At 39.2% G+C, this 25,410-nt stretch carries 28 protein-coding genes; 21 read left to right on the top strand and 7 right to left on the bottom strand.

Annotated features, from left to right (window positions below; genetic code table 11):
- Nucleotides 1-16: 16 nt before the first annotated feature.
- A complete protein-coding gene (locus V1502_RS10455; protein ID WP_409250594.1) occupies nucleotides 17-1,339 on the top strand; it encodes a cytochrome P450 in 1,323 nt (440 codons plus the stop codon).
- Between the two features lie 170 nt (nucleotides 1,340-1,509).
- On the opposite strand, the gene V1502_RS10450 is transcribed toward V1502_RS10455, so the two are convergent.
- On the bottom strand, nucleotides 1,510-1,989 hold the full coding sequence (locus V1502_RS10450) for a DUF4825 domain-containing protein (RefSeq protein WP_409250593.1): 480 nt from the start codon (nucleotides 1,987-1,989) through the stop codon (nucleotides 1,510-1,512).
- 130 nt (nucleotides 1,990-2,119) lie between these two features.
- Nucleotides 2,120-3,232 (bottom strand): AI-2E family transporter, encoded by a 1,113-nt coding sequence (locus tag V1502_RS10445; RefSeq protein WP_409250592.1) that lies wholly within the window; start codon nucleotides 3,230-3,232, stop codon nucleotides 2,120-2,122.
- 471 nt (nucleotides 3,233-3,703) lie between these two features.
- On the opposite strand from V1502_RS10445, the gene V1502_RS10440 reads away from it, so the two are divergent.
- On the top strand, nucleotides 3,704-4,303 hold the full coding sequence (locus V1502_RS10440) for a hypothetical protein (protein WP_409250591.1): 600 nt from the start codon (nucleotides 3,704-3,706) through the stop codon (nucleotides 4,301-4,303).
- Nucleotides 4,304-4,619: 316 nt separating this feature from the next.
- Complete coding sequence (locus V1502_RS10435; protein ID WP_409250590.1) at nucleotides 4,620-4,802, top strand: SE1832 family protein; 183 nt, start codon at nucleotides 4,620-4,622, stop codon at nucleotides 4,800-4,802.
- A gap of 11 nt (nucleotides 4,803-4,813) precedes the next feature.
- Here the strand turns inward: V1502_RS10435 and V1502_RS10430 are convergent, their stop codons facing one another.
- Nucleotides 4,814-4,996, bottom strand: a complete 183-nt coding sequence (locus tag V1502_RS10430) for a TetR-like C-terminal domain-containing protein (RefSeq protein WP_409250589.1) — start codon at nucleotides 4,994-4,996, stop codon at nucleotides 4,814-4,816.
- Between the two features lie 1,914 nt (nucleotides 4,997-6,910).
- On the opposite strand from V1502_RS10430, the gene V1502_RS10425 reads away from it, so the two are divergent.
- The 8 genes from V1502_RS10425 to V1502_RS10390 all read left to right on the top strand — a co-directional run bounded on the left by V1502_RS10425 (nucleotide 6,911) and on the right by V1502_RS10390 (nucleotide 12,848).
- Nucleotides 6,911-7,435, top strand: a complete 525-nt coding sequence (locus V1502_RS10425; RefSeq protein ID WP_409250588.1) for a sigma-70 family RNA polymerase sigma factor — start codon at nucleotides 6,911-6,913, stop codon at nucleotides 7,433-7,435.
- A complete protein-coding gene (locus tag V1502_RS10420) occupies nucleotides 7,428-8,414 on the top strand; it encodes a hypothetical protein (protein ID WP_409250587.1) in 987 nt (328 codons plus the stop codon). The genes V1502_RS10425 and V1502_RS10420 overlap by 8 nt, the downstream gene beginning before the upstream one ends.
- A gap of 256 nt (nucleotides 8,415-8,670) precedes the next feature.
- Complete coding sequence (locus V1502_RS10415; RefSeq protein ID WP_409250586.1) at nucleotides 8,671-9,297, top strand: ABC transporter permease subunit; 627 nt, start codon at nucleotides 8,671-8,673, stop codon at nucleotides 9,295-9,297.
- Nucleotides 9,294-10,316 (top strand): ABC transporter permease, encoded by a 1,023-nt coding sequence (locus tag V1502_RS10410; RefSeq protein ID WP_409250585.1) that lies wholly within the window; start codon nucleotides 9,294-9,296, stop codon nucleotides 10,314-10,316. The genes V1502_RS10415 and V1502_RS10410 overlap by 4 nt, the downstream gene beginning before the upstream one ends.
- Entirely contained in the window at nucleotides 10,313-10,675 is a 363-nt protein-coding gene (locus V1502_RS10405; RefSeq protein WP_409250584.1) for a hypothetical protein, read from the top strand. The genes V1502_RS10410 and V1502_RS10405 overlap by 4 nt, the downstream gene beginning before the upstream one ends.
- A 170-nt stretch (nucleotides 10,676-10,845) precedes the next feature.
- The gene (locus tag V1502_RS10400; protein ID WP_409250583.1) at nucleotides 10,846-11,205 is read left to right on the top strand and encodes a hypothetical protein; all 360 of its coding nucleotides are present in this window, start codon (nucleotides 10,846-10,848) and stop codon (nucleotides 11,203-11,205) included.
- 204 nt (nucleotides 11,206-11,409) lie between these two features.
- On the top strand, nucleotides 11,410-12,330 hold the full coding sequence (locus V1502_RS10395) for a GNAT family N-acetyltransferase (protein WP_409250582.1): 921 nt from the start codon (nucleotides 11,410-11,412) through the stop codon (nucleotides 12,328-12,330).
- Between the two features lie 113 nt (nucleotides 12,331-12,443).
- Entirely contained in the window at nucleotides 12,444-12,848 is a 405-nt protein-coding gene (locus V1502_RS10390) for a hypothetical protein (RefSeq protein WP_409250581.1), read from the top strand.
- Between the two features lie 120 nt (nucleotides 12,849-12,968).
- Here the strand turns inward: V1502_RS10390 and V1502_RS10385 are convergent, their stop codons facing one another.
- The gene (locus tag V1502_RS10385) at nucleotides 12,969-13,268 is read right to left on the bottom strand and encodes a hypothetical protein (protein ID WP_409250580.1); all 300 of its coding nucleotides are present in this window, start codon (nucleotides 13,266-13,268) and stop codon (nucleotides 12,969-12,971) included.
- Between the two features lie 177 nt (nucleotides 13,269-13,445).
- On the opposite strand from V1502_RS10385, the gene V1502_RS10380 reads away from it, so the two are divergent.
- From V1502_RS10380 to V1502_RS10350, 7 genes are all read left to right on the top strand, one after another.
- A complete protein-coding gene (locus tag V1502_RS10380; RefSeq protein WP_409250579.1) occupies nucleotides 13,446-13,820 on the top strand; it encodes a nucleotide excision repair endonuclease in 375 nt (124 codons plus the stop codon).
- A gap of 182 nt (nucleotides 13,821-14,002) precedes the next feature.
- Nucleotides 14,003-14,569: a maltose acetyltransferase domain-containing protein gene (locus V1502_RS10375; RefSeq protein WP_409250578.1), complete on the top strand. Its 567-nt coding sequence runs from the start codon at nucleotides 14,003-14,005 to the stop codon at nucleotides 14,567-14,569.
- A 213-nt stretch (nucleotides 14,570-14,782) separates the two neighbouring features.
- Entirely contained in the window at nucleotides 14,783-15,787 is a 1,005-nt protein-coding gene (locus V1502_RS10370) for an LLM class flavin-dependent oxidoreductase (protein WP_409250577.1), read from the top strand.
- 449 nt (nucleotides 15,788-16,236) lie between these two features.
- On the top strand, nucleotides 16,237-16,788 hold the full coding sequence (locus V1502_RS10365; protein ID WP_409250576.1) for an aspartyl-tRNA synthetase: 552 nt from the start codon (nucleotides 16,237-16,239) through the stop codon (nucleotides 16,786-16,788).
- Nucleotides 16,789-16,995: 207 nt separating this feature from the next.
- Entirely contained in the window at nucleotides 16,996-17,745 is a 750-nt protein-coding gene (locus tag V1502_RS10360; protein ID WP_409250575.1) for a sulfite exporter TauE/SafE family protein, read from the top strand.
- A 276-nt stretch (nucleotides 17,746-18,021) separates the two neighbouring features.
- Nucleotides 18,022-18,819 (top strand): phosphotransferase, encoded by a 798-nt coding sequence (locus V1502_RS10355; protein WP_409250574.1) that lies wholly within the window; start codon nucleotides 18,022-18,024, stop codon nucleotides 18,817-18,819.
- A 336-nt stretch (nucleotides 18,820-19,155) separates the two neighbouring features.
- Nucleotides 19,156-19,467, top strand: a complete 312-nt coding sequence (locus tag V1502_RS10350; RefSeq protein ID WP_409250573.1) for a hypothetical protein — start codon at nucleotides 19,156-19,158, stop codon at nucleotides 19,465-19,467.
- Nucleotides 19,468-19,589: 122 nt separating this feature from the next.
- On the opposite strand, the gene V1502_RS10345 is transcribed toward V1502_RS10350, so the two are convergent.
- The gene (locus tag V1502_RS10345; RefSeq protein WP_409250572.1) at nucleotides 19,590-20,861 is read right to left on the bottom strand and encodes an MFS transporter; all 1,272 of its coding nucleotides are present in this window, start codon (nucleotides 20,859-20,861) and stop codon (nucleotides 19,590-19,592) included.
- Between the two features lie 530 nt (nucleotides 20,862-21,391).
- On the opposite strand from V1502_RS10345, the gene V1502_RS10340 reads away from it, so the two are divergent.
- Nucleotides 21,392-21,769, top strand: a complete 378-nt coding sequence (locus tag V1502_RS10340) for a nuclear transport factor 2 family protein (RefSeq protein WP_409250571.1) — start codon at nucleotides 21,392-21,394, stop codon at nucleotides 21,767-21,769.
- Nucleotides 21,770-21,811: 42 nt separating this feature from the next.
- Here V1502_RS10340 and V1502_RS10335 read toward each other — a convergent pair whose 3' ends face one another.
- Together V1502_RS10335 and V1502_RS10330 are read right to left on the bottom strand one after the other, a co-directional pair.
- A complete protein-coding gene (locus tag V1502_RS10335; RefSeq protein WP_409250570.1) occupies nucleotides 21,812-22,645 on the bottom strand; it encodes an STAS domain-containing protein in 834 nt (277 codons plus the stop codon).
- A 206-nt stretch (nucleotides 22,646-22,851) separates the two neighbouring features.
- Nucleotides 22,852-22,977, bottom strand: a complete 126-nt coding sequence (locus V1502_RS10330) for a hypothetical protein (RefSeq protein WP_409250569.1) — start codon at nucleotides 22,975-22,977, stop codon at nucleotides 22,852-22,854.
- Nucleotides 22,978-23,228: 251 nt separating this feature from the next.
- Here V1502_RS10330 and V1502_RS10325 point away from each other — a divergent pair, with 251 nt between their 5' ends.
- Entirely contained in the window at nucleotides 23,229-23,867 is a 639-nt protein-coding gene (locus tag V1502_RS10325) for a 2OG-Fe(II) oxygenase (protein WP_409254326.1), read from the top strand.
- Between the two features lie 185 nt (nucleotides 23,868-24,052).
- Nucleotides 24,053-25,264 carry a translocation protein TolB gene (locus V1502_RS10320; protein WP_409250568.1) on the top strand — a complete coding sequence of 404 codons (1,212 nt, stop codon included), beginning with the start codon at nucleotides 24,053-24,055 and terminating at the stop codon, nucleotides 25,262-25,264.
- Nucleotides 25,265-25,410: the final 146 nt, after the last annotated feature.

Here is a 25,410-nt window from a genome sequence, read left to right as displayed (position 1 = left end):
AAGGAGGGTGTCTCATTTGGAAAAAGTCAAGACTATGACGTCGCTTCATCCACTGGGACTTCTGAACCATTTTAAAGAAGATCCCTTGAAATTTTTAGATGAGATGAGGACATCCGCGGAGGACGTGGTTTCCTTCCGTTTTGCTAATCGTAAGGTTCACTTGCTGTTGAATCCGGAGCTGATCAAAGAAGTACTCGTCACAAAAACATCCAGCTTTCATAAGTCAAAGCAATTTCAGGAACTTCATCCATTGCTGGGAAATGGATTATTAACAAGTGAGGATCCAACGCATCGTGAGCAAAGGAAGTTGATTCAGCCTTATTTTACTCATCGCCATATTGAGAACTACATAAGTGATATGATCGATGTGACTGAGAAGGCTTTAGGTAAGATGAGCGAGCGGGAAACTAGGGATGTTTCCAGGGATATGATGGAAGTTACATTGGCGATCATCTCCAAAACAATGTTTGCGATGGATATGGAAGAAGGACATGAGAAGGTCGGAAAGCCGTTGGAAATCGCTATGGAGATGGCGACAAAGAGAATCCGTTCATTCATCAAGCTGCCACTATCCTTTCCTTCAAGAGAAATCAAGGATTACGTCCATGCAATCAATCAGCTGAAGGAGATTGTTGACAATGTAATTGCGACGCGTGAAGCACAAAAGGAAAGATACCCCGACTTGCTTGATGCATTAATTTATGCGAGAAATGAAGAGGGGGAGGGGATGCCAAGAGAGCAGCTTCAGGCTGAATTGATGACGTTGACGCTCGCCGGTCATGAAACCACAGCCAACCTTTTGACCTGGTGTCTGTATGCACTCTCGAAAAATGATGAGGTGAAACGGACACTTTATGAAGAGATAGACCGTGTATTGGGGAAGAAGCGAATCACTGTAGAAAAGCTCTCGAAATTGACATATACGAAGCAAGTACTTCAAGAGACATTGCGCTTATATCCGCCGGCCTGGATGTTTGGAAGGACCGCCATTGAAGATACTGAGATTGGGGAGTATGCTGTTAAAAAAGGGGAGAATGTGTTGGTTTCTACGTATGTCATGCACCGGAAAGAGGCGTATTATGAGGAACCCATGGAGTTCAAACCGGAACGATTTCAGCAGAAGCAGCCTGCCTACGCTTTTTTTCCTTTCGGCGGAGGACCCCGTGTCTGCATTGGCAACCATTTCGCGTTGCAGGAGGCAACCATCATTTTGGCAATGCTCCTTCAAAAGTTTGAACTACGAATGGCATCTGGATTTGAGGAGCCCCGGTTTGAACCATTGATCACGCTGAGACCGAAAAATGGATTGGTATTAGAATTCAGGGTAAGAAGATTGTAATAATTTTATGTTAACCAAAGGAGTTGTCGGCTTTACTTAGATACGAGGGAATTAAAACAACACTTTGAAGTATAGCGAACGGCAGTGTTCAAAAGTTTAGCTCAGAAAATCAATTCCAACCCACACAAGAAGAGAGCACCTTCCAAACCGGGAAAAATGCTCTCTTTTGGCTAGTCAAAAAATCTCTTCACTTGCTCTTCATTCTGTAAATATTCCTGGATGAACTTACTTATCTCGTCCTGACTGGAGAATTCTCTCAAGTCTATTCCGTACCACTTCTCTAAGCTTTCCCTGGTTACCGTCAATTCTTTTTCAAGAAAGTTAAATTGCACCCAGTCCGCATTCTTTACCAACGAAAGGATAATGGAAGCATTGTAGATAGCGAGTTCGTGGTAGTCGGTATCCATGTCTTCACTTAGCTCTGCTTCCTTGTAATTCAGAATGATTCCATACGGCTCTTCGGTCGTTTGCAGTTCAAGGCCATTCATTTGTTCACCATCAGGAATAGGTAACTGCCTTGTAATATTTCCGACCGCACCATTGTCGCCAACAAAGGAACCTTTATATTGATATAGATCCTCGTTCACAGTGCCTGATTCACAACTGATAAGGAGTAGGGATGCAAGTAAGACTGCCATTATCTTTGTCATTTTTTGCCCTCGCGATCATTTTTTTCTGTCCTTCTAACTGTATTACGTATAGTTTGTTCACTAAGTTTCATTGCATATAAAAAAATTCCAGAGAACGGACCCAAGCAGGGTTCGTTCGTCTGGAATTTTTTTAGCCTTCTATTTCGGGTTCCATCCGGAGCCTCGCTTCTTTCCTTGCACGTAAAAACTTTACTAAGTTCATAATAATCGTTTTGATCACCGCATAGGTTGGAACGGCCAGGATCATACCGAGCACGCCCGCTAGATTACCTGCTGCAAGCAACAGAATGATGATGGTCGCAGGGTGGGTATCCAGTGTTTTTCCTAAAATGAGCGGGGAAAGGATGTTTCCTTCCACCTGCTGAGCGATGACCAGGATAAGTAAGACCAGCAATGCCTTCGTCGGTGATTCGAATAAACCGACAATGACGGCCGGTGCGCCGCCGATCAGCGGGCCTACATACGGAATGATATTTGTCACGGCGACGGTTATGGCTAAAACGAGCGCAAACCTCAGGTCAATGATCAAATACCCGATAAGGGACAGTAGCCCGACGAAAAGACCGACCGTCACCTGACCTTGAATATAGGCTGCAAGCGTGCTGCCGGTCTGCTTTAAAATCGTAATGGCTTCTTTACGGTACTCTTCAGGAAAGAACTTTGATACCGCCACAGGGAATTTGTGTCCGTCCTTGAACATGTAGAAAAGAAGGAGCGGGACGGTCACAAGGATGATCGCGATATTGGCGACCAATCCCAACAGGTTTTGAAAGCTGCCCGTGATGAGTGTAGGAAGGTCGTTGGCAAAAGCAACCAGCCGTTCCTGCGCGCTTTCCAACAGGTCTTGCTGTTCGTTCATAAGATCCTTGAACTCGGCAGAACGGGACAAGTTTTCAAAGTATTGAAATGTCTTGGCGGCATATTGCGGAAGTTCATTCGCCAGGGCAGTAAACTGTTTCGTAATCGTTGGAACAATATTACCGATGGCAAGGACAAGCAGGCCGATGATCAACACATAGATGATCAAGATGGCGACCACCCTTGGTACTTTATAGCGCTGAATAAAATTGACAATGGGGTTCAGCAGGAAGTACAAAAACAGAGTGATCAAGATCGGAAAAAACAAGGTAGTAATGAATATCGTAATAGGATGGAACAAAAATGAGATTTTCGTAGAAACAAATACAATCGATACAATCAAAAGGATTTGAATCAGCCAGAATTGCAAACTTTTTTTCGACACGGCAATACCTCTTTTACACTGTTATGTAGAGCTTGATTATATCAAGAACTGGTTCATTTAACAATGATTGGAAGCAATAGGGGTACTTTCACCCTTTAAAGCGCTAAGAGGGACAGTCCCTCTTAGCGCTTTAAAGGGTGAAAGTGTTCTGGCAGGATTTTCAAAAGTAACAGAGAATAATCTTAATAAAGATTTCATTTTAGGGGGGGATTTGTATGCTCATTCTCTTATTGGCTGGATTCAATGCGTTTGTTGGTTATCGGTTTATTCATTACTTGTTAAGCGCGATTAAGACTGACAATGATCATGAATACAAGAATAAAGAATTTTATGCAGGCATTAGTTTTGTACTATGGACTTTTTCAACTATCTCTATTATCACGTTATTTATAGGTGGCTGACAAAAAAGCCTGTAGAGGAGACTGTTCAAGCCGGTCACAAAATTTCAGCCATTATGAGAGGGTGTTGTCATTGAAGCGGGCATTTTTGTACATAGGGATGGGACTTGCTCTTTTGCTCACTTTGTACTTCTTTACGGAAGACATTTCAACTGAATTACCACTGAGTAAGAAAATTGTCGTTTCCAGCGGAAGTGCCGATTATCCAATATTTGATTCACTGGAAGAGCTTGAGGCTGATTCTGACCTCATTATTAAAGGGCAGCTGCACGGAGATCCTCAGATAAAAGATGAGTATCAAAGTGGAGTACATATTGACTCTGTTAGAAAGTCAGAAGTGGTGATTAGAGAAGTGTACAAAGGCCAAAGGGAAGAGGAAGAGATAATTACTGTCTATGAGCCGGGTTTTGTTCAGGATAATACATTAATAACAATAGAAGGTTATGTACCAATGAATAGCAGCGGCAATTACATTCTCTTTCTTCGAGAAAATCCTAACGGGGAATATGTAGTTATGGGTGTGGATCAAGGTAAATATGATTTAAATATCAGGAAGGGTGCCAAGAGGTATACCCATATTACTTTTGAAGAATTAGAAAACGCAGACTATATCGGTGAGAATCCTAACAGGTTCAACAAGTTAAAAGATCAGGTTAGAAAAAAATACAATTAGTTGGTAGTACTATTGAAAATGTTTTAAGGTATTTTACTAAAATCTATCATGCTTAGGGGTAAGGGCTGAGAATGATTCATAATGCCTTGAACAATAGTTATATATTTTATCTTGAGAAAATGGCTAGTATGATCAGCAAGACTGTATGGGCTCAATCGATTTTGGGAGTTGCAATTCTACTAATTTTGTATTACTTGTTATATTTGTGAGGTGCCAGAAGTTTGTTATGAACCATTGCAATCACTTTCCCACTCAAACCTAAATTGGTTATACTTAAGGTGAAGAATAGGTTTAGAAGAAAGGGGGCTTTTTATATATGACGAAAAATGAACTGGAATACAAAATAAACGAGGTCAAGGCTGATTACATACAAATTCAGGGGGATTTAGAAAAGCTGGAGTCTGTCGGCCGCAACACGGAAAAATCGGAGAAAAGATTGGAAGAACTCGAAAATGAGTTAGCTCAATTGAATAGGCAGTTTGCTGCGACGGCTGAATAAGTAAAACAATTTCAACTAAAAAGGCCAGTATCCTCATGAATGGGTACTGGCCTTTTTGTATTTGCTGAGACTAGCTGCATAGAAAGGGCCATTTCCTGGGGCGATTCTTTTCTTCCGCTATTGAGCCACTTCTGGATGGCGCCAATATGGGCAGAAGAAATATATGATGCCAGATATTCTCCGGGGTCAAGCATTTGATCTTCATTAATGAACGGGGGGGTTGAATTCAAAAGGTGTTTGGATTGCAGCCATAAGCTTGCTGCTCATCCTCTTTTTAAGAATGAGGCGTTTATCACAAGACACAGAGATAAAAACAGAAACAACTAATCAAGTATAAAGAGCATTTTCCGACAAGGAATTTGCTTTTTAGTTTTATTGTAGGAAATTTTCAAACAATTAAGTGTGTTTTATGATAGTATAGGGTTGGAAATAAAATCCACCAACAAACCTAACTATAATATTATTATGTAAACTATTATGAATTATCGATGTAACCACTGACTGGGCTTTACAGTTTGTTTTTATATGCTGAGGAACTCTTGAAAATGATCAAGGGGAAAGTGAGCTGTTTCAGTTGAAGGAAATCGAAGTAAAATACTTCTTGTGATTGCCGGCTGGATTTCTATTATTTTTTCTTTTCTTGAAGGTTCCCTGCTTCTCGGTATTATCGCTGTATGTTTAGGGTTTGTCCTTAGGATGGATTACCAGAAGTCAAAAAAAAGAATTGTACTTCATCATCTTGGGAATAGCCGGAGGTTTGTTTGGACCGGTATTGGGGTGGCTGGTCATATGGTCGATGCAGTAAACAACTGTACTTTCAGGTATAACTTTACATTTCCGACTACTCATGAAGGGGCTGAACACAGTGTTTCTAAGGAAGAAGATAAAAGCGGAGCATAGCCCTATTAAAAAAGCTTTCATGCAGTCAACAAATCTAACCCTTTGGCTCTTTCTTCTGTTCGTCTTATTTCTATTGGGAAACCTTTTTTTAGAAATAAGTACCTACGGAGTCGAGATAGGAGTAAGGAGTACGGCTATTACCTTTGACATGCTATCAAAACCTTTCTTTTCCCCATTGAAATGGTCGTCTGATCCAACCAGTAATGTCCTGAACTTTATTGTAAACCTTAGTGTTTTTACTATGTTAACCACCATAGGATTTTGGTTGAAACAGTATTATAAAGTGATGGGGACCGTTTTATTGGTAGTCTTCTATATCATTTCTATACTTTGGTATTATGTATATATTTTAAGCAATTCTGTGATTTAAAAAGTTTCCTCCCTAATGAAATTCCTTCTCTTTTCTTACAGATACTTGATCAGTTAATCTACTGAGGATACATCGCGAATCTGACTTGAATTTTTTACGGATTGTACATCTTTCTTCATGAGAGTGAAATAATTCCATTGCAAACTCGTCTAATACTTATAAAGAAATAACAAGTGTTAGCGAAGGAGGAAGGAAAATCAAGCAAACATTTCTTATATCCATACTATTAACAGCTAATGTCTTATTCGGATGTGATGGAGCAAAAGAGGTACAACAAATAAACGTCAAAAACGGAACAAATGAAATTTATTCAATTAACGACCCAGAAGATGTAGAACGACTCACTTCCATTATCGATAATGAAAAATGGAGAAAACAAACACTGTATTCTGGTACGCATTATCTAGGGGCGGATTATACGTTTACACTAGAGGACTATGATTATGATGTTCTTATCCATAGCAGAGACAAATCCATTATGGTATATAGGCGCTCAGGCAACAGAGAGGTTGAAAGGGCATATATACCACTGTATGAACAAGCAGAAGCATTTTTTGAACTGATTACAGGGGAACGTTTTTTGGAGTGAAATCTAAAATGTAGTACGACGATTGAATTCAGATGTGATGTGGCTATTTAAGAATAATCCGTTAAGCTCATAAAGTATCGTCCAGAGCCCAGCTCCTTTAATAGTTGAGAGGCTCTTTTTTTATTTTACAGATATAAGAAATATGGAATTAATCGAAAAATCAGCTTCACTATGTAGAAGAAAACTTAAAAAGGTTAAGCTAAATTGAACATAAAACAGTCTAATAATTAGAGAGGGAGAAGAGGAGGGATGAAAATTATTAAATTAGTGAAAAAAGCACAAAAAGGAAATGAGAAAGCATTTATAAAACTTTTTGGAGCTTATGAAGGTTATATATATAAAAACGCTTTTGTGTACGTGAAAAATGAACACGATGCTTTGGACATTGTACAAGAAGTCGCATACAGATCATTCAAAAACTTAAAGTCATTAAAGCAACCTGAGTACTTTAAGACCTGGTTAACGAGAATTACCATAACATGTTCAATAGACTTCTTAAAACAAAGAAAAAAAGTGATCTCTTTATTTTCAAAGTTAGAAGAAAAGAGTCAATCAGAATTAGAGGATGTATCACTTAACTTATCACTTCAGGAACTTATAAACCATTTAGATGAGGATGAGAAGGCCATCATCTTATTAAAGTACTATGATGATTATACATTTCAAGACATAGCCTCTATTTTGGATATTCCAATTGGTACAGCAAAGTCCATTTTGTATCGGGCCCTAAAAAAATTAAGAAAAAAAGGGAAGGGGGTAATGTTGTATGAATAACAAAATTAAAGAAGAGATGGAAAAAATAAATATTCCAGAAGAAGTACATACAAGAGCTCTAAAAGGCATTAATAAAGCAAAGCAGGAAATGGAGACAAGTTTTGTAAGTAAGGTGGAAAATCTTTTTGGAAGATTTAAAATACCTGCTTTTGTGACTGGTATTTTATTTTCCTTAGGAATTGGTGCTTTTGCAGCAAATAATGAACTGGTTTCCTTTTTAGAGTCTGATAGTGGGAAAGAGTCCATTGAATTTAGCAGTGAGGGTGAAGGAGACAGTGATTTCGATCACCAAGCTTATGTGCAGACCTACGATTCATTAGTAGAGAGACACTTCCTTAATAAGTTGAATCCTGGTGAAGTGGCAGCATTCTATAGTGTGAGAGCAGTAGAAGAAAGTGATGTTAACACACCTCCTCAACCGTATTACTATGATGAACCTCTCCTCTATTCAGGTTTAAACGATTTTAAAGAAGCTATTCACCATACCTACACCCCGCATCCTGAATTACCTGGAGGGTTTAAATTCAAAGAAGGCATTATATCTTATTGGTTTGATTTTTTAACTGGAGATGAAAAAAGAGAATTACAAAAGAGCGCTCGGGGAACAGATGAGGAGATTGTAAAAAAAGTTTATAAGGTTTCTGATGAACAGCGAACTGTAAAGTCAAAATATACAAACGGTACTAGTGAAATTGTAGTTTCTAGTTCGATTTTAAAGTTTCAGATTGATGAGTACAAACTACCGGAAGAATCCATCTTGGAGTCAATAAAGATTAATAATGAGGATGCACTTTACCTTCTTGAACAGACAGAAGAATACAGGATAAAGCAAGTTAAATGGATAGATGACGAAAACGGAGTTTCAATCATGTATTCAGTAGCGACAGAGGATATTGAGACTGTCACGAAAGAAGACTTAATTAATATTTCAGAGGAAATAAGGGGTCTGCAAGCAGTAAATTATCAATCCAGCGACTAAAATCAGCAGTATTTCGCTGCCTGTAAAGGGAGGGAGTATTATCTGGATTCTGCGGTTACTTTTGCCTATTGTAATCCTGATCCTTATTGGGTGTGTACCATATGGATTTATGAATAATCAAATAAGCCTGGACACTTATTTAAGGGGACTGGATATTTTCTTTAATGCTTTATTGGATTTTAGTTTTTATTATTATAATGAGCATTCACCTCCCCGAGAACTTTTTCCTGATATTTTGGAGCCTTACTCTTATTCTATGTTACTTATCTTTTCAACAATCATCCTTTCAACCTTGATAGGAATAGTTATTTCATCTGTTTTTTCAGAAATGCCTAAGAAGTGGGCAAAAAAGCTTTCATTCGTATGTTTTCTCAGTGAATCCCTTCCCGATATCTTTGTCGCTGTATCAGCTCAAGCTTTAGTTATTTGGTATTTCAAAAAAACAGATGTCTTACTGTTCAATGTAGCATCTTCTTATAAGGAGCAGGCTTTTTTCATACCTCTCTTTACCTTGTGCATTTTGCCGACCCTTTTCATTACCCGTCTTCTTTTAGTAAGAATAGAAGAGGAGAAAAATGAACCTTATTATTCGATGGCGGTCGCTAAAGGTATTTCAAAATGCAGGATTATGCTGCACCATCTAATGCCCAACACATTAATCTCTTTAATCACCCAGGTAAAGTATCTATTATGGTATATCCTATCTAATCTTGTGATGATCGAATATATATTTAATCTGAATGGTATTACTTCCTTCATCATTCGATTTAACAATCCGGAAGTATTTATTGTTTCAACTCTGCTGCTTTTCATTCCCCTTTATTTATTCAGCCAATCATTACAAGTCGTTTGTTACCGCTCGATAGGGGTGAGGACAGAATGAAGTGGATAAGGAATAATATTTACATGGTCATAGGGCTCTCGATTTTGTTGTCGCTTCTAGTGGTCAGTTTTGTGCACTTATTTCTTTTTCAAAATGAAATACCTCAAGCCGAGGCCTCATTTCAAGAATTGAAGAGGTTAGGTCCGCCCCCATACCCTCCATCAGTAGAGCACTGGTTTGGAACAGATCAGCAGGGAAATGACTTATTTTCAATGATGATATCGGGAGCAAAATATACTCTTAGTATTGCAGTTGGCGTCACTATCGCCAGAATGGTATTGGGCTATGCGTTGGGTTATTTCATCTCAAATTTTAATAAAAGAACTAAGGTTCAGATAGAGAGTTTAACAGAAGGATTCAGGTACATACCTGCAACGCTTTTTTGCTTCATTCTACTGTATCCAATAAACATCTCGATCGCTTTTAGCTCCAAGGAAAAAATGATAATACAACTAGTATTAATGATATTAATTTCATTGCCAACGCTCTCGCTTGTAATCTTAGAAGAGGTTAATTCAGTTAAAGAACAGGAGTACTTTTTGGCGGGTAGAATGTTGGGCGGCAATAAAATTCACATGCTGTTTCACCACATTGTGCCGGTATTAAGGAAACGGTTGAACATTATTACAGTTCAACAATTCGTTCAAGTGTTAATCCTTTTGGCACATTTAGGGTTATTACAAATTTTTGTTGGAGGGACTAGTATCCAGTCGTCTATATCTGGAGATTCACAGATTACGTTATCAACCACTTATGAATGGTCAGGTTTAATAGGTACTTATTTTTACTACTTGCCATTGGCTCCATGGTTGCTGCTTTTCCCAGTTGGATTCTTCGCTCTCTCAGTATTTGCAGCCAATCTTATTTTATTGAATATGAATAGGTGTGAAAGTGTGGAATTTATTCAAAAACAGAACAAAGAGGAGAAAAAGGTTAAGAATACTTCTGTATATACACTTTCAGAAAAACAACTTAATCAATTTGAGATGATTAATAAAGGAAAGGAACTTAAATTATGAGATTAAAAGGGGTAATGTTATTAGCAGCTATTATGCTAGTTCTATCGGCTTGTTCCGAAAAAGAAACAGTGGAGAACAGTGAAGAAGTAACAGAAGTGTCCGTGGATTCCTTGTCAGATAAGCCAATTAGAGATTGGCTGGGTCTCAACACAAATCAAAAAAATGAAATCATGCTTGAGGAGTTAGAAAAAACGGGGCTGGAAAAGAACGAATATCTGGAATGGTACCGAACAGCAATAAAAGAAATGGATAAAATGGCTTCTAATCCAGACTTTCAAAATGAAACCATCGGTAGTGGGATAAAAAAAGAAGTTGAAATGGTTCTTATATATATTGAAGATACAAAAGGCAGGGACTGAATGTAAGCTAATGAACTTTAGTAAATGACGTCTCACTTAAACTGGCGTCATTTATAATTAACAGGCATCCTGCAATTGTTATGGTATATGGCTATTTTAAAGGAGGGGTTTCTTATTATTATAATTCAAATTATAATTCAAATTGTTAATCAACCAATTGGAGAAAATAGATGAAGAAGGTGATCATCATTTTATTTTCTATTAGTTTTTTGTTATTTGGTGGATATAGTATTCTTTCAAATACCGATAAAGATATTATTAAATTCGATGGCCGAATTTATTCTAATATCACCGATGCTCACTGGTTTGAAGAAGAAGAAAAAAACAGATATCAAAAAGGTGAAAGGCTTGGTGAAATTAAAAGAACTTCAAATTCTTCTCTTTTGATATGGAACTTCTCGGCAACAAAATTACCGGAAGGAACCACTATATATAAAACAGATGAAACAGAAGTAGGGACACCGTTACTCATTCTTGCAGAGGGGGATAACGGGGAAATCTCATTCTATAGGTGGCTGCCGGAAGAGTAAAAATCAAAATCTATATAAATGCTCACCTAAGAGTGCGTTTGCCAAAAGATAAAATGCTTAATGTAAAACTCTTTTAATAATGTAATTACCGATAGTGACGACAAGGCCATTTTTACAGGAATTTACTGTAAGTACATAGAATATTTAACTAATAGGATTCCCTCTCAATAATAGGGAGTTTAGTAGAAAAGAGGGGGAGAAACCATGAGTGGGCAAGTTCAAACGTTGGATAAATCTATCGACCTTGAAGATGGAGTAAGATTAGTTTATCAAGAACCCAGAGAGTTTTTTCGATATCATTCCATTTATCACGGACAGAAGTATGCGGGGTACTTTTTCAGAAGGTCTCAGGAAACAATGATGGAAATCGCAACCATCTTTGACTGTGGTTATTTTATCAAAAAGGATGAACATATCATTGGCGGTGTATTCCTGAAACCAAATTTTATGTGTGATTTATTTGTTGTACCACCATATAAAGATTATGAAGGGTTAGTCACCAAACTTTTGAATTATCTAAAGAAGATATCCAGTAACGATGAGAAAATAATCCTTAGAGACGTTGTGGAAGAGCAAGTTGCTACTTACGAACAAAATGGCTGCAAGGTTCAAGAAGTCAATTATTGGATGATTCGACCTACACAACCAATGCAGGTGGTGCTTCCTGAAGGGTACAGTTCCAAGACGGTTGAGCAAGAAGATACCGATGACATTGCCGGTTTAATCATGAAAGCCTATAAAGCTAATCCAGCTTATAAACAAATAGGATCCAAAGAGGATTATGTTCAGCATGTGAAAGAGTTCATAGAGAACTACAAGAATTATGAGATCATGAATGAAAGTTCAAGAGTGATAATTGAGAATAGCACCAACATGATTGTTGGTGTCTGTCTGCACATGGAATTTGAGGAGTATCCTCTCATCATGAGTTTGGCGGTGGACCCAGAGCATCAACAAAAAGGTCTTGGACGATTCTTGTTAACCCATTCTATAAACATTTCAAGTAAAGAGTACCCGGCTACCCGGTTAGCTGTCATCCAAGACAATCCAGCAATCAAGCTTTATGAAGATCTTGGTTTTATCAAGAATAAATCGATAACAGAGATGTATTTAGTGACTGAATAAAAAAGCAAGGGGGGACGATGGCTGAACAGCATCGTCCCTTGCTTGTTAATGCTTAAATAAAGTGTATGTATTTGGGGATTCTAGAGGTAAAAGTCAAAACGAGGTGAATCAATATGATCAAACGTTTCTTAATTATAATCGGGCTAGTAATTGTCTTTACCCCTCAGCAAAATATTATGGCAGAACCAGCTTCAAAGGCAGAGGGTCTATACGTCACAACGGAAGACATAGTGAGAGATATTATAACTCCAATCATCGATAAAAAAATGCTGAAAGAGTATGGCGGTCAACAATACTATGACTGGAATCTACAAAGAATTATCGGAATCAAGTACAATGACAACCATTCGTACGATATATCCGTCCAGGTGAATATCCCTGTAGAAAATGCTAACATGAAAGAAGACTTCGTAAAGGTTCGAGTCTTTCCATCATGTGAGAGAGGGAAAATAAAAATTCAGAGATGTACTCACGGTTTTAAAGTTGAGATTGTTGAATTTAAACATTTGTCTAGATAAAAGGTGGCTTCCTGCGTTGAACCAGGATTAATGGTTCTTAAGGAATTTAAAAACATAGAAATCGGACAGAGGCCTTCACCACTGACCGATTTGTGCTATTTCTTAAGACATTTTATCCAATTACAATTCACTCTCGGACTCCCGCTCTAACCGCTCCATCTCGGCATGGGTCATTGGAAACCCGTTGGCCTGCCATTCGGAGCGATAAGTAGAATCCAGTTTCGTCAGGCCGATTTCTTCCTCTTCATAAGCGGCATTAGGGCTTTCTTCAAAATCGGACCGTAAATCATGCTTCGTATCTATGTCCTGATCCACAGGGAAATTTCCCTTTCTTCGTTTATTATAGATGGCTGTCGCCAATGCTGCACTGCTCGCTGACAGCAGTGAACCCATAAGTACATTTCTTGCCCTTTTGTTCATTAAAATCCCTCCATTTTTACAGGATACTCTTATGTTCAAGTTTTTCACCGGTCCATGCTTATCATGTGTGATAAATATTTCCTGTAAGAAAAATTCATAGCTGTCCATCCTAATAAACATAGCTTTCCTAGTACAACTGTGGTACCATTTACCTTTAAAGGAAAAGGACGTGAATATATGATTACAATCGAAATTCCAAAAGTGGACGTTTCCATTACAGAGCGTACACAATCTCCAAATAGCAATGAACCGGTGATCAAATCTGTCGAAGGATTCATTGACCTTCATCAAATTCCAAGAGACAAAGGCGGCATCATTTTGTTTTACAACATCAATGACGACCTGTTGTTCGTGGGAAAAGCAAGGAAGTTAAGACAGCGTGTGAAAAAGCACCTGGAGGATAACGTTTCTCCATTGAAACCTCATCGTGAAGAAGTCTACCGAATCGATGTCATGTTTGTTGAAGATGCGATGGAGCGGGAGATTTATGAAACGTATCTCATCAACACTCTGCAGGCAAAATACAATGTGGACAAAGTGTTTTATAAGTAAGGTGTGTAAATGAGTGGCTGAGATCTAAAAGATCGCAGCCACTTTTTTTATGGTATCCAGCTTTTTGAGGGACACTTAAATGAAGACATTCGTTTCTTTGTTAGTGTAGGTGACAAATTAAAGCGTATTTTTCGTAGTTCTGCTATTATCAGGGTAATAACCCATTTGAGGGAGTTGTTCATATGAAAACAGAAAAAGAAAAAATGCTGGCCGGCGAAATGTACGATCCCGCTGATCCTGTTTTGATGAAAGATCGAGAAGATGCAAGAAGACGGGTGAGGCTTTATAATCAAACGAGCGAAGCAGAAGGGGAGAAGCGCACCGCTATGTTGAAGGAGCTGCTGGGTTCGACGGGTGAGTCGGTTTATATGGAACCGAATATCCGGTTCGACTATGGATACAACACGCACGTAGGTGAAAACTTTTTTGCCAACTTTGACTGCACTATACTTGATGTTTGTGAAGTCAGGTTCGGTGATAACTGCATGCTCGCACCTGGCGTACATATCTATACAGCGACTCATCCACTGAATCCCACTGAGCGCAATTCCGGCAGAGAGTATGCCAAACCAATCAGTTTCGGTCATAATGTCTGGATTGGCGGAAGCTCCGTCATCAATCCGGGTGTGACGGTAGGTAACAACGTCGTGATTGCTTCGGGAGCCGTTGTGACAAAGAATGTCCCCGATAATGTCGTTGTCGGCGGCAATCCTGCAAAAATCATCAAGCAGCTTGATATCCAGCCCTAACTTGATGTCTTTTCGTGATATAGTTCAAATCTTTGACAACCAAAACTGTAAATAATAGTATTACAGTATCGTTTTAAAAAGCTTAGACACTGTTTAAGCTTTTTTTAGGATTTAACTGTAACTTATAATTTTACATTTTAACATGAATGAGGGGCAGGGATTTGGGAATATTGAATGCATGCCTTACTTCTTTAAAAGAAAGGACTAATTGAAATGGCAAATATAAATATACCTGTTTCCGTGTTGAACCTGGCACCGATCCGCCAGGGCCAGAATTCAAAGGATGCCATCGATTCTATGATCGACTTGGCTCAGGCAACGGAAAAAATGGGGTACACCCGTTATTGGATTGCCGAACATCATAACACCGCCACACTCGTAAGCTCAGCGACATCCCTTTTAATCAAACATACACTCGAACACACGGAAAAAATCCGCGTAGGCTCAGGCGGGGTCATGCTGCCGAACCATTCGCCGCTGGTCGTGGCAGAACAATTCGGTACAATGGCAACCATCTATCCTGACCGGGTGGACTTGGGACTAGGCCGCGCGCCTGGAACTGACATGATGACGGCCAGTGCACTTCGGAGGTCTAACACACAGGAAAATGTCTATACCTTCCCGGAGGATGTTCAACAGCTGTTGACCTACTTCGGCACAGAAGAGGAGCAAGGCTATGTCAAAGCGTTCCCTGGAGTAGGCACCAATATCCCGATTTATATCCTGGGTTCTTCCACAGATTCGGCATATCTGGCAGCCAAACTCGGCCTGCCGTACGCTTTTGCATCTCACTTTGCCCCAAGGCACATGGAAGAGGCATTATCCATTTATCGCAGCCGGTTTCAGCCATCAAAGTACCTGGACAAACCGCATGCCATTGTCTGCCTGAATGTCATCGCGGCAGAAACAGACGAAGACGCCAAACTACAGTCAACGACCATGCAGCAATTCTTCCTCAACGTCGTCCGGGGCACACAGAAGCCAATGAGTCCTCCTGTTGACGACATGGATGAAATCTGGACCCTGTCTGAAAAACAAATGGCCGAACCCATGACGAGCGTAACCTTGATGGGAAGCAAACAAACGGTCAAAGAACAATTGACCCGGTTCCAGGAGAAATACAACGTAGATGAAATCATGGCGGTTTCCTATATTTATGACCCTGAAAAACAGAAGCGCTCTTATGAAATTTTCAAAGAGATTGTGGATGGGGAGTAAGCGGACTGATTCTGATTTTGATTCAGTAGAAAATCTTAAATAGTGTAATACGTAGAGTGCCGATTTCAAAGGATTTGGCACTCTTTTTTAGGTTACCTTTCTTCCAGGAGGCAATGCCAGTAAGAAAGGAGATTGTTTTTTGCCTTTAAAGGCATTCTAGAGGCATTATCTTAGGTAAATGAACTGGCTTTTTGCCTCTAGAGCCTTTCTAGAGGCACTTTCAACAGAGAAGGGTCACGCTTTGTGGCTTTAGAGCCTTCCTAAAAGTAAATTCCACCCTTCTATAGATTCACATTGCCTTTCAATATTTGATAAATCCTTTCGTCATAATTCACTTTAGTATCTTTAAGTAAAATAATAGATTGCTTCTCAAATTAATTTTTGAAATAATTGGTATATGAGTAATGTTTTTCAAATCCTTTGGTGAATGGTTGGAAAGAGGAAGCGGCATGAATAATTCTATAATTATTAAATATGTAATTTTGTTTATCTTGGTTATTGCCATATTGGGCATGTGGAGCATAGGAGAGCAGCAGGACTCTCATATGGAACCTCATCAAGCCATACAAGCGACCGAGGAAGGATTAACATTAATTCCAGCGTACAAAGGGGAAGATCAGTCTTTGTACTTCTTCATTAAAGACAGAAACAACCTCGGAGCTGTCTATGTTAATAAGGGAATTTTCGGATGGAAAAGCGGTATGCTTACATGGGGACCCAAGGGGAGTATGAATAATTTTGACAAACTTGGAGGCTTTCAGATGCATGGGGAAAATTTGGTTTATGGCCTAATCAGGCTTGGTCAAGAGCAGTCGGTTAGAGTAGATGAACATGAAGCTGACTTATTGAATCTTGCTATGTTACCTTCATCAGTAGTACAGGAGCATCATTTAGAGGGATTGTTTCTTTGGTACTTTGAGATGGATGATCAATCTGAGTATGAACAGGTTAAGTTACTACACAAGGATACTCAAGAAATCATTCAATTAATAGAATTATAGATTGTAGTGTACACTTGCATTCCTAATTGAAAGTACAGAGCAATAACATTAATAGGAATCAACCTTACTTTCTAAAGTGTTTATTGAGTAACGAATTTAAAGCATTCTTGTTAATAAGTCAGCAGTACCTTAAAGATTTTAAACTTAATCTCAATACTTATCTTTTTCATCAACAGATTCTTCATAATAAGCAAAGGAATGTGTGTAATGACAATTCTCTCTTTTATAGCGATTCTTCTAGTAGGAATCGGAGCAGGTTTTATAAATGTGTTGGCTGGCGGAGGGTCGCTGCTCACTATGCCAATGCTGATATTTTTAGGTCTTCCTTCATCTGAGGCTAACGGAACAAATCGTATTGCTTTGATGGCACAAAACATTGTCGCCATTGCTTCCTTTGGTAACCACGGCTATTTTGATTGGAGATTCAGTACGATGCTTGCAGTCCCTGCACTGATTGGTTCTATTCTTGGAGCAAAGTTTGCTATATCTCTTCCAGATGAACTATTTAATCGCATACTGTCGGTGGTCATGATTATTGTGCTGGCCATCATCATTTGGAAACCCCATACGAAAATTACTCATGGTTCCTACCCAAACACCCTCTCTAGAAAGATAGGTTTAGTTTGCATTTTCTTTTTAGTTGGAGTGTATGGCGGTTTTATCCAAGCTGGAGTTGGATTTATCATCATTGCTGCATTATCGCTGGTTACTGGATTGTCACTTGTCAAAATAAACAGCATCAAGGTATTCGTCGTAGCCGTTTATACGGCATCGGCCATGGCTGTATTTATCATAAATAATCAAATTCATTGGGGATACGGCATTACTTTAGCGATTGGTACGAGTTTAGGAGCGGTGATAGGAAGTAGATTTGCAGTGAAGCGTGGAGAAAAATGGGTTCAGCGTATTTTAATAATTGCCGTGCTGATTATGGCGCTTAAACTGTTTTTCACATAGTGAATTCAGAGCAGCCTCTTTCTTACATAATTGTAATTAAGGAAATTGACAGTCAAAAGGTTAGTTCTTTTGTAGGTGTAGTAATAAATAGTTAAGTGAAACCCTAATTGGATATAGATGATTGTAATCTTGGGTACCACTACATAATTTTAAAAAAGTCATAAAAGGGATACATAATGTGCTGATTTAATCCCATTGCCAAGCAGATACCCTGTATGTCTGCTTTTATTTAAAGGCAATGACCTCATTATCGTGTGCCTAATTAGGGGGATTTTAATGAAAGAACATGAAGCAAATGAAGAAGTACTGACAGGTGGCAATGTTTCTAATGTTTTTCGATCAGGCAATACTGTACGGCGGGAATTAAAGCCTGACAGCTCAAGGACACATCAAATTTTAAGGCATTTGGAAGACAAAGGGTTCAGTTATGCCCCCAGATTTTTAGGTATCGACGATAAAGGCAGAGAGATTTTGTCTTTTATTGAAGGCGAAGCCGGTAACTATCCTTTAAGGACATATATGTGGTCCGACGATGCATTAAAAGAGATCGCAAGAATACTCCGCAAATATCATGATGCAGTGAGTGACTTTCCGATTCCTGATGACTGGACCTCCTTGGACAATACTCCCGCTGACAAAGAGGTTGTTTGTCACAATGACTTTGCCATCTACAATATTATTTTTCATGAGGAAAAACCAGCTGGTATTATTGACTTTGATCTTGCTGCTCCCGGGCCCAGGCTGTGGGATATTGCTTATACCCTCTACACGTGCGTCCCATTAAGCAGGCTTTATCATACCGAAACCGGTGATGCGGTTTATTATAACTCTGTAAAAGATTCCGATCGTATTATGAAAAGAGTTGTATTGTTTTTTGAATCATATGGCGCAGAGAAACCGATTGAAGGTTGGCTGGAGATGGTAGTACAAAGGTTGGAAGGCTTATGCCAATTCATGAAACGTAAAGCCAGTGAAGGGGATCAAGCTTTTCAAAAAATGGTGGAAGAAGGTCATTTCGAACATTATCAAGAAGATATTAAATTCATACGAAATCACGAGAAAGAGTGGATGTAAATCAATAAGTTAGTTGATTAGAAAGGTTTTGGCCGTCCATAAAGTTGGACCGGCCATTTTTATTATGTACATTTTATCCAGTTATGCACGCTTCCTGCTGCTGTCAAAATAATCACAAAAGATTTTGAAACTTTTCACTGGCTGAGTCGTAAATCAACTATGAAGATATTTTACCGGATGGGGAGGGGTAATCATGTCAGTAGTTTACATTTGTCTCGGTATCATTTCTTCAGCAATGTTTCTTTACTACTGGGGAAGGTCCGGATTAGAGAAGGAACGTCAGTAGAGAGTAGGAACAATAAAATACATAATAAGTAGAAGCGGGGGTATTTGCAGATGAAAAAGAAAGTTATAGGCACGCTGGTTTCAGCAATAGTGTTCGGGTTACTGGTTTGGGGAGCAAGCTTAATCTTATCGTTTAATTTCTTGGATTGGGCTTTCTTTATCGGGATGGCGATTTCCGTTGTACTCTACTTCTTTAACAGCAGCGGGGGAATGTTATCAAAAAATGCCACACTGGATGCCAGTACGGCAGGGTGGAAGATCCAGCAAGACAACGAACTGAAAGCCAATGTCGGCTTTGTCTTCTACGGAGCGGTTTTGTTTACGGTTGTTAGTTTTATTGCGATGGTCTCTACTTATTATTAAGCTTGTCGTTAAAAAAGATATGGTAATGGATGAAAACCGAATTTCTACAAATAACACCCAGAAAAATTACTTTCTGGGTTTTCCACTTTTTTTGAAGTTCCTAATCAAAGAACCAGGAATAACTATGAGGTAGCCTTGAGTTCTGTTTCCTCCGCAAAGTAAGGGGCTTTACTTGGAAGTAATACCAACCTTATTAGGAATATACTTAGCACCAGCATTAAGGTGGAAGCAGCAATGACACTGAATCTTAACGGTATGTTTTCTCCGGTAAAGCCAATCAGCAAGATAAAGATAACCTGTAAAAAACTTTGAAACAATCCGTAGAGGCTAGAGATGCGTCCCATCATTTTTACCGGGACGTTATTTTGGTAAAAGGTCATAAAACCAGTACCTGAAAATGAATTAAAAAAGCCCAGCACCATAAAACCTATAGCAATTGTCCAAAAAGAAACAGAGAATGCATATATAAGATAGCCTGCCGACACCATCAAATAACCAATGGCTATCATGGCTTTGATAGACAATCTTTTCACCGCTAGAGAAATAGTTACTGCTCCTAGAATAGAACCTACTCCTGTTAAGCTAATTAGAAGACCGTACTCAGACTCCGATAAATGTAAAACTTGTTGAGTAAAGACCACTTCTTGAGCATCCATACCAAGAGCGACAATCATAAAAAGTTGGGCGAGGAAGTATACCTTCACAACAAATACATTCCTGTGACTGAATTTCATAACATCTTTCCAGTCACTTTTTAAAATTCCCAAATCAATTCTTTGAAATGTCTTATCAGAATTTACATCTGGCAATAAATACAGCATTATAGCTGAAATGACAAAAGACATAGCATTAATCCAAATGGCAATATGGACAGAGGTAATGAGAAGCAATGCACCTGACACGGCCGGGCCGATTAAAAAGGCACTGGAAGAAATCAAACTTCTAAAAGAATTAAATTGTTTCCTTCCTTTCTCCGGGATTATATTGGTAATATACGTAATAGCCGCTGGTTCAAAAAATGCTTTGGTGATTGAAAGAAAGAATAAGCATACATAGATAAGCCAAATTGAGCTGAAGAGAGGGATCATTGCCACTAGGATAGCCCGTATAATGTCAGTACCTATCATTATCCGCCTTAGGTTCAACCGGTCAATTATACTCCCCGACCAAAATTTCGTTAACATTGAAGAGATAGGACCAATAATCCACAGGCCAGCTACAGCAGCTGCGGAATTTGTTAACTGAAAAACCAAAACATTAATGGCTACCAGATAAATGAAGTCACCTAGAGTGGAAATCCCCAAACCAAACAATAATAAAAATGAATTACCTTTCTGCGAAAAGCGTGATCTATTAATAAAGACACCCCACTTGCTAAAGTCTAATAGTAACACTTTCCACAGCGAGTTGGAAAAGACCTGTAAATAGCTTCAGGTGTCACAGAACATTCATTAATTTACAAATTCCTTGTTGTCATGTTAAAACAGACTCTTGCTGGCCTGATTAGCTCGTAAACGGGCCATCATCCCTGCAAAAACGGACTCTCCTTGGCCCGAATACCTTGTAAACGGCCTAACATCCCGGCAAAAACAGACTCTCCTTGGGCCGATTAACTCGTAAACGGCCCAACATCCCGGCAAAAACAAACTCTCACTGGGCCGATTAGCTTTTAAACGGCCTAACATCCCGGCAAAAACAGACTCTCCTTGGCCCGATTAGCTCGCAAACGGCCCAGCATTGAAGCTGAAATCGACTCGCCTTGACCCATTTCCAAAATTAGTCCCTCGATCTAAAGAAGAAGCTCTTGTCCACAACCAACACATAATCAACTTCCTAAAAGAAAATACCATTTATCCAAGGTGATTCACTCCTTCATGTAGAAGAATAATAAAGAGACTACATATACATAGACAAAGAAAGGTTGATGACAATGAGCGAGAAGAAAACGAGTGCAGAATCATTTCTGCAAATGGTGGCTTCCGGGAGTGTTCGGGAAGCATTTGATAAATACACAGACAAAGAATTTGTCCATCACAATCCATATTTCAAAGGTGATGCAGAATCGATCATGAGGGCAATGGAAGAAAACGCAGAACAAAACCCCGATAAGGTCTTTGAAGTGCTACGCTCAATTGAAGAGGGAGAAAACGTAGCGGTTCACTCACATGTGAAGCAAAATCCGGAAGACATTGGAGCGGTCGTGGTTCATATTTTCCGTTTCCAAGAGGATAAAATAGTGGAAATGTGGGATGTCGGTCAAATTATCCCGGAAGATTCTCCTAATGAGAATGGTGTATTGTAAGATTCACTCAAAAAAACGGCTGCTCAGGCAGCCGTATTTCATTCATTCTGTTAGAGAGGGCTTGGCTTTTAACAATTTCCCCATTGCTGCCTGAAGGCTCGAAGTTACAGGAATGTGCGATATTTTTATTCCTAAGTGTACCATCGTTTGGGCAATCTCAGGTCTTACTCCTGTCAGGATGGCTTCGATTCCGAGGAGGGATAGCGATTCGACCACTTTAAATATCCTGTTTGCTACCATCGTGTCAATGATCGGTACGCCAGAAAGGTCGATGACCAAATGCTCTAATCCTAGTTCACTGCCCCTTGTCAGCGCTTTGTCCATTAACTCCTGAGCTCTCTTCGTATCAATATCACCTATAAGAGGCAGGACACCGATGGTTTCAGAGATTTTAATGACTGGAATCGACAGTTCTAAGGCTGTGGCCTCTGCCGAATTAATTCTTGTATAGAATTTCCTCGTATACGAGATACTGAGCCAATGAACCGCTCTGTCCACTACCGATTCAAACTTTGAGAGAATTTCATAGAATTGCGGGATTGTCAGGTCATAACGTACCGCTTCCTCTTTGATGATCTCCCCGATTGAATCTCTGTAATCCCACACTTCTTCCAAAGCAATTTCGAGCGGTAAATTGTAATTGACCAATGTATCTACTGCTTCATAGCCCCATTCCTTTAACGTGTTGAAGGATGTATCCAGATCTTCTGTTAATGAGTTAGCATAGATTTCAATTATGTTCTCACGCCACTGATGCAGGTGAGAATCAAGATTAGAGGAGACCTGGTGACTGTTCAGGTTCGTCTTCTGTTTAATCAATTCCTGTTTTTTTGAAAAGATTTTTTCAGATATCTTTAAATTGTAATCTTGTTTCATATAAAAATTTTCTCTCCCTATTTACTGGTGTTTTATTTATGGTAACACCTAAAAAAGGTTTTTTCATGCTCCAATGTGCTGCTATAATACTTTTACTAAGCCAACTAAAATCTGAAAACGAAATGTAATTAGGGAGTAATACTTAAGCTCTTAAAAAATCCCTTCAAGAAGAGAAAGCTCAGACACCATTCTGAGCTTTTTCTATTTTACTTCCTTTTTTGTGCTTTCAGCTTATTGGCTGCTAACTCGGCGGCATATTCCTCTTGAGACTTTCCTTGCTTGGCAGCCTCAGATTGGATTTTTCGGAATTTGTTATCGTTTAAATTCGGCATAATGACACCTCCTTACGAACAAGGATATTATGCACTTTGTGACCCGTTTTATTCGACAAAAAATAGACTCATTTACACACAAAAAAATGATAGTCAAATCGGCAGGTACGGTGTAAAATTAATTTAAATTTCTGAGGGATGCTCTCAGTAAATAATGCCCTTTTCAAAATTTCATATTTCGGCGCTTCCAGTATCAAAAGATTTCTAATTATTTCGAATTCTAATAGACAAGAGGTAGATGAAAGTTGACAATGGAAACTGTAGAATTAGCTGTTAAGGAACAAAGTATTTTTCATTATGTTGGGAATAAAATCAAAACAGAAGATAGAGAGATTAATATTATTGCCAAAATGGAAGAACCACTCATCGTCGTCTTGGGGAATGTCCTGAGCGATGAAGAATGTGATGCGCTAATTAGATTGTCAAAGGATAAGCTGAAGCGGTCGAAAATCGGGAACACCCGGGATGAAAATGAGATGCGGACAAGCAGCAGCACGTTCATGGAAGAGGGCGAAAGTGAAATCGTAACCAGAGTTGAAAAACGGATATCACAAATTATGAATATTCCTTATGAACATGGAGAAGGCCTGCAGATTTTGAATTACAAAATCGGACAGGAGTACAAAGCTCATTATGACTTTTTTAAAAATGCATCCAACCCCCGAATCAGCACACTGGTCATGTACTTGAATGATGTGGAAGAGGGAGGAGAAACGTATTTTCCTAAACTGAATTTCTCTGTCTCCCCGCAAAAAGGAATGGCCGTGTACTTCGAATATTTTTATGACAACCAGGAATTGAATGACCTGACCCTGCATGGCGGCGCTCCGGTCGTCATCGGCGATAAATGGGCTGCGACTCAATGGATGAGACGAAAACAGGTTAAATAAATAATTTTAAGCGTATCAGCATGTTCTGCTGGTACGCTTTTCTTTATAAAAGGGATGTACTCGGTATTAGAAGTAAATACCGCCCATTAAATGATCTAAAACAGTGGATAGATCTTCAAAATTCGGCGAAAGAAAAAAGAATCCAATTAAAAGTTCAGTCCATCCTAATAGCAGGAGGGATAAGTTTGATAATAAGAACACTTTTTATACTTTTCAGCTTTCTGTTTTTGCAATCACCGGTTCATGCAGAGACCAATATTAAAGCAGCGTTCATTCGCGGTCATCAGTTGTGGATCAAAGACGGAATTCAGGAGATTCAGGTAACAAAAGACGCGTATGTGCATTCACCCAAATGGTCATATGACGGCCGGTTTGTTGCTTACATTGATGGCGATGAAGAGGGGAAGAAAAGGGATTTATACATCTATGATACAACGGAGAAAGAAATCTTCCAGCCGTATCTCAATATGAGAACGACAAACTTCAAATGGTCACCAATTAGAAACCAGTTGGCCTATACTTCCGGCGGTGTTTTGAATGTGACGAAGACGAAGAACGGCCGGCCGCATGGATTTGAAAATGTTTCACTAGGTGCAGATGACTTTGAATGGTTTCCTAACGGAAAAGAATTCATTGTTTCTTCCCAGCCAAACCTTCTTCCGACAGGATGGGGACCTATTAAGCTTTTCCGAATTCCTTTAGATGCCCAGTTATCTCCTGAAAACATGAAAGTTTTTTACACTATCGAAATTAAAGATCCTGAGTTTTTCGCTATTACTGCCGATCACTTTAAATGGAGTCACAATGGGAAGTGGCTGAGTTTTCTCGCAACTCCGACGGCTTCATGGTCAACTGACAGTAACACACTATGCGTTTTAACTTCGGAAGGGGAGAAGTTCCATACTGTTGGAAAAATGCTTTGGTATCCACAATGGATGAAGTGGTCCCCATCGGCTGACCATCTTGCCTATATATCAGGGGAAGGGAGATTCTTCGTTGAAAATAAAAAATCAACAATAGCAGACATGCCGGCAGCTATCCAGCAAAAAGAATATACACCCCAAGGGTATGTAGACTTGAATATAGAGTGGTTTACACACAATCGAGTCATTGTCGCACGGTCAAAAGAGAACAAAGAATGGGAGGAGGGGCCGATCCCTACCATGTTCACAGCCCTGTATCTTATCAACATTGATACAGACCACCAAGAACAGATTACCTTTCCAAAGAGAGACAACCTGGACAGAGATCCACAAGTGGTGGGTTCAACCATCACCTGGATGCGCAAAGGATCGGAGCTTTCTACCGGTGATGTTTGGATGAAGGAAAGCCTGAACGGCCCCGAATCCATCCTGATAAAAGAGGTGGATTCCGCTCCTGTATTTTATAAAAATTGAAGTCATGCCTAGGTTTGTACGAAGTTGTACCCCACTATATTTATACTTGGCTTAATAACAAAAACCCTTCCACATGAAGGGCTATTATTTCATTCATTTCTTCACCTATTGAATGGATGAATTCATATGTTTATCATGGAGAGCCG

Source organism: Rossellomorea sedimentorum (assembly GCF_046237645.1).
In the GTDB taxonomy this organism is placed as follows: domain Bacteria; phylum Bacillota; class Bacilli; order Bacillales; family Bacillaceae_B; genus Rossellomorea; species Rossellomorea sedimentorum.
This window is presented reverse-complemented; position numbering and strand designations above follow the sequence as displayed.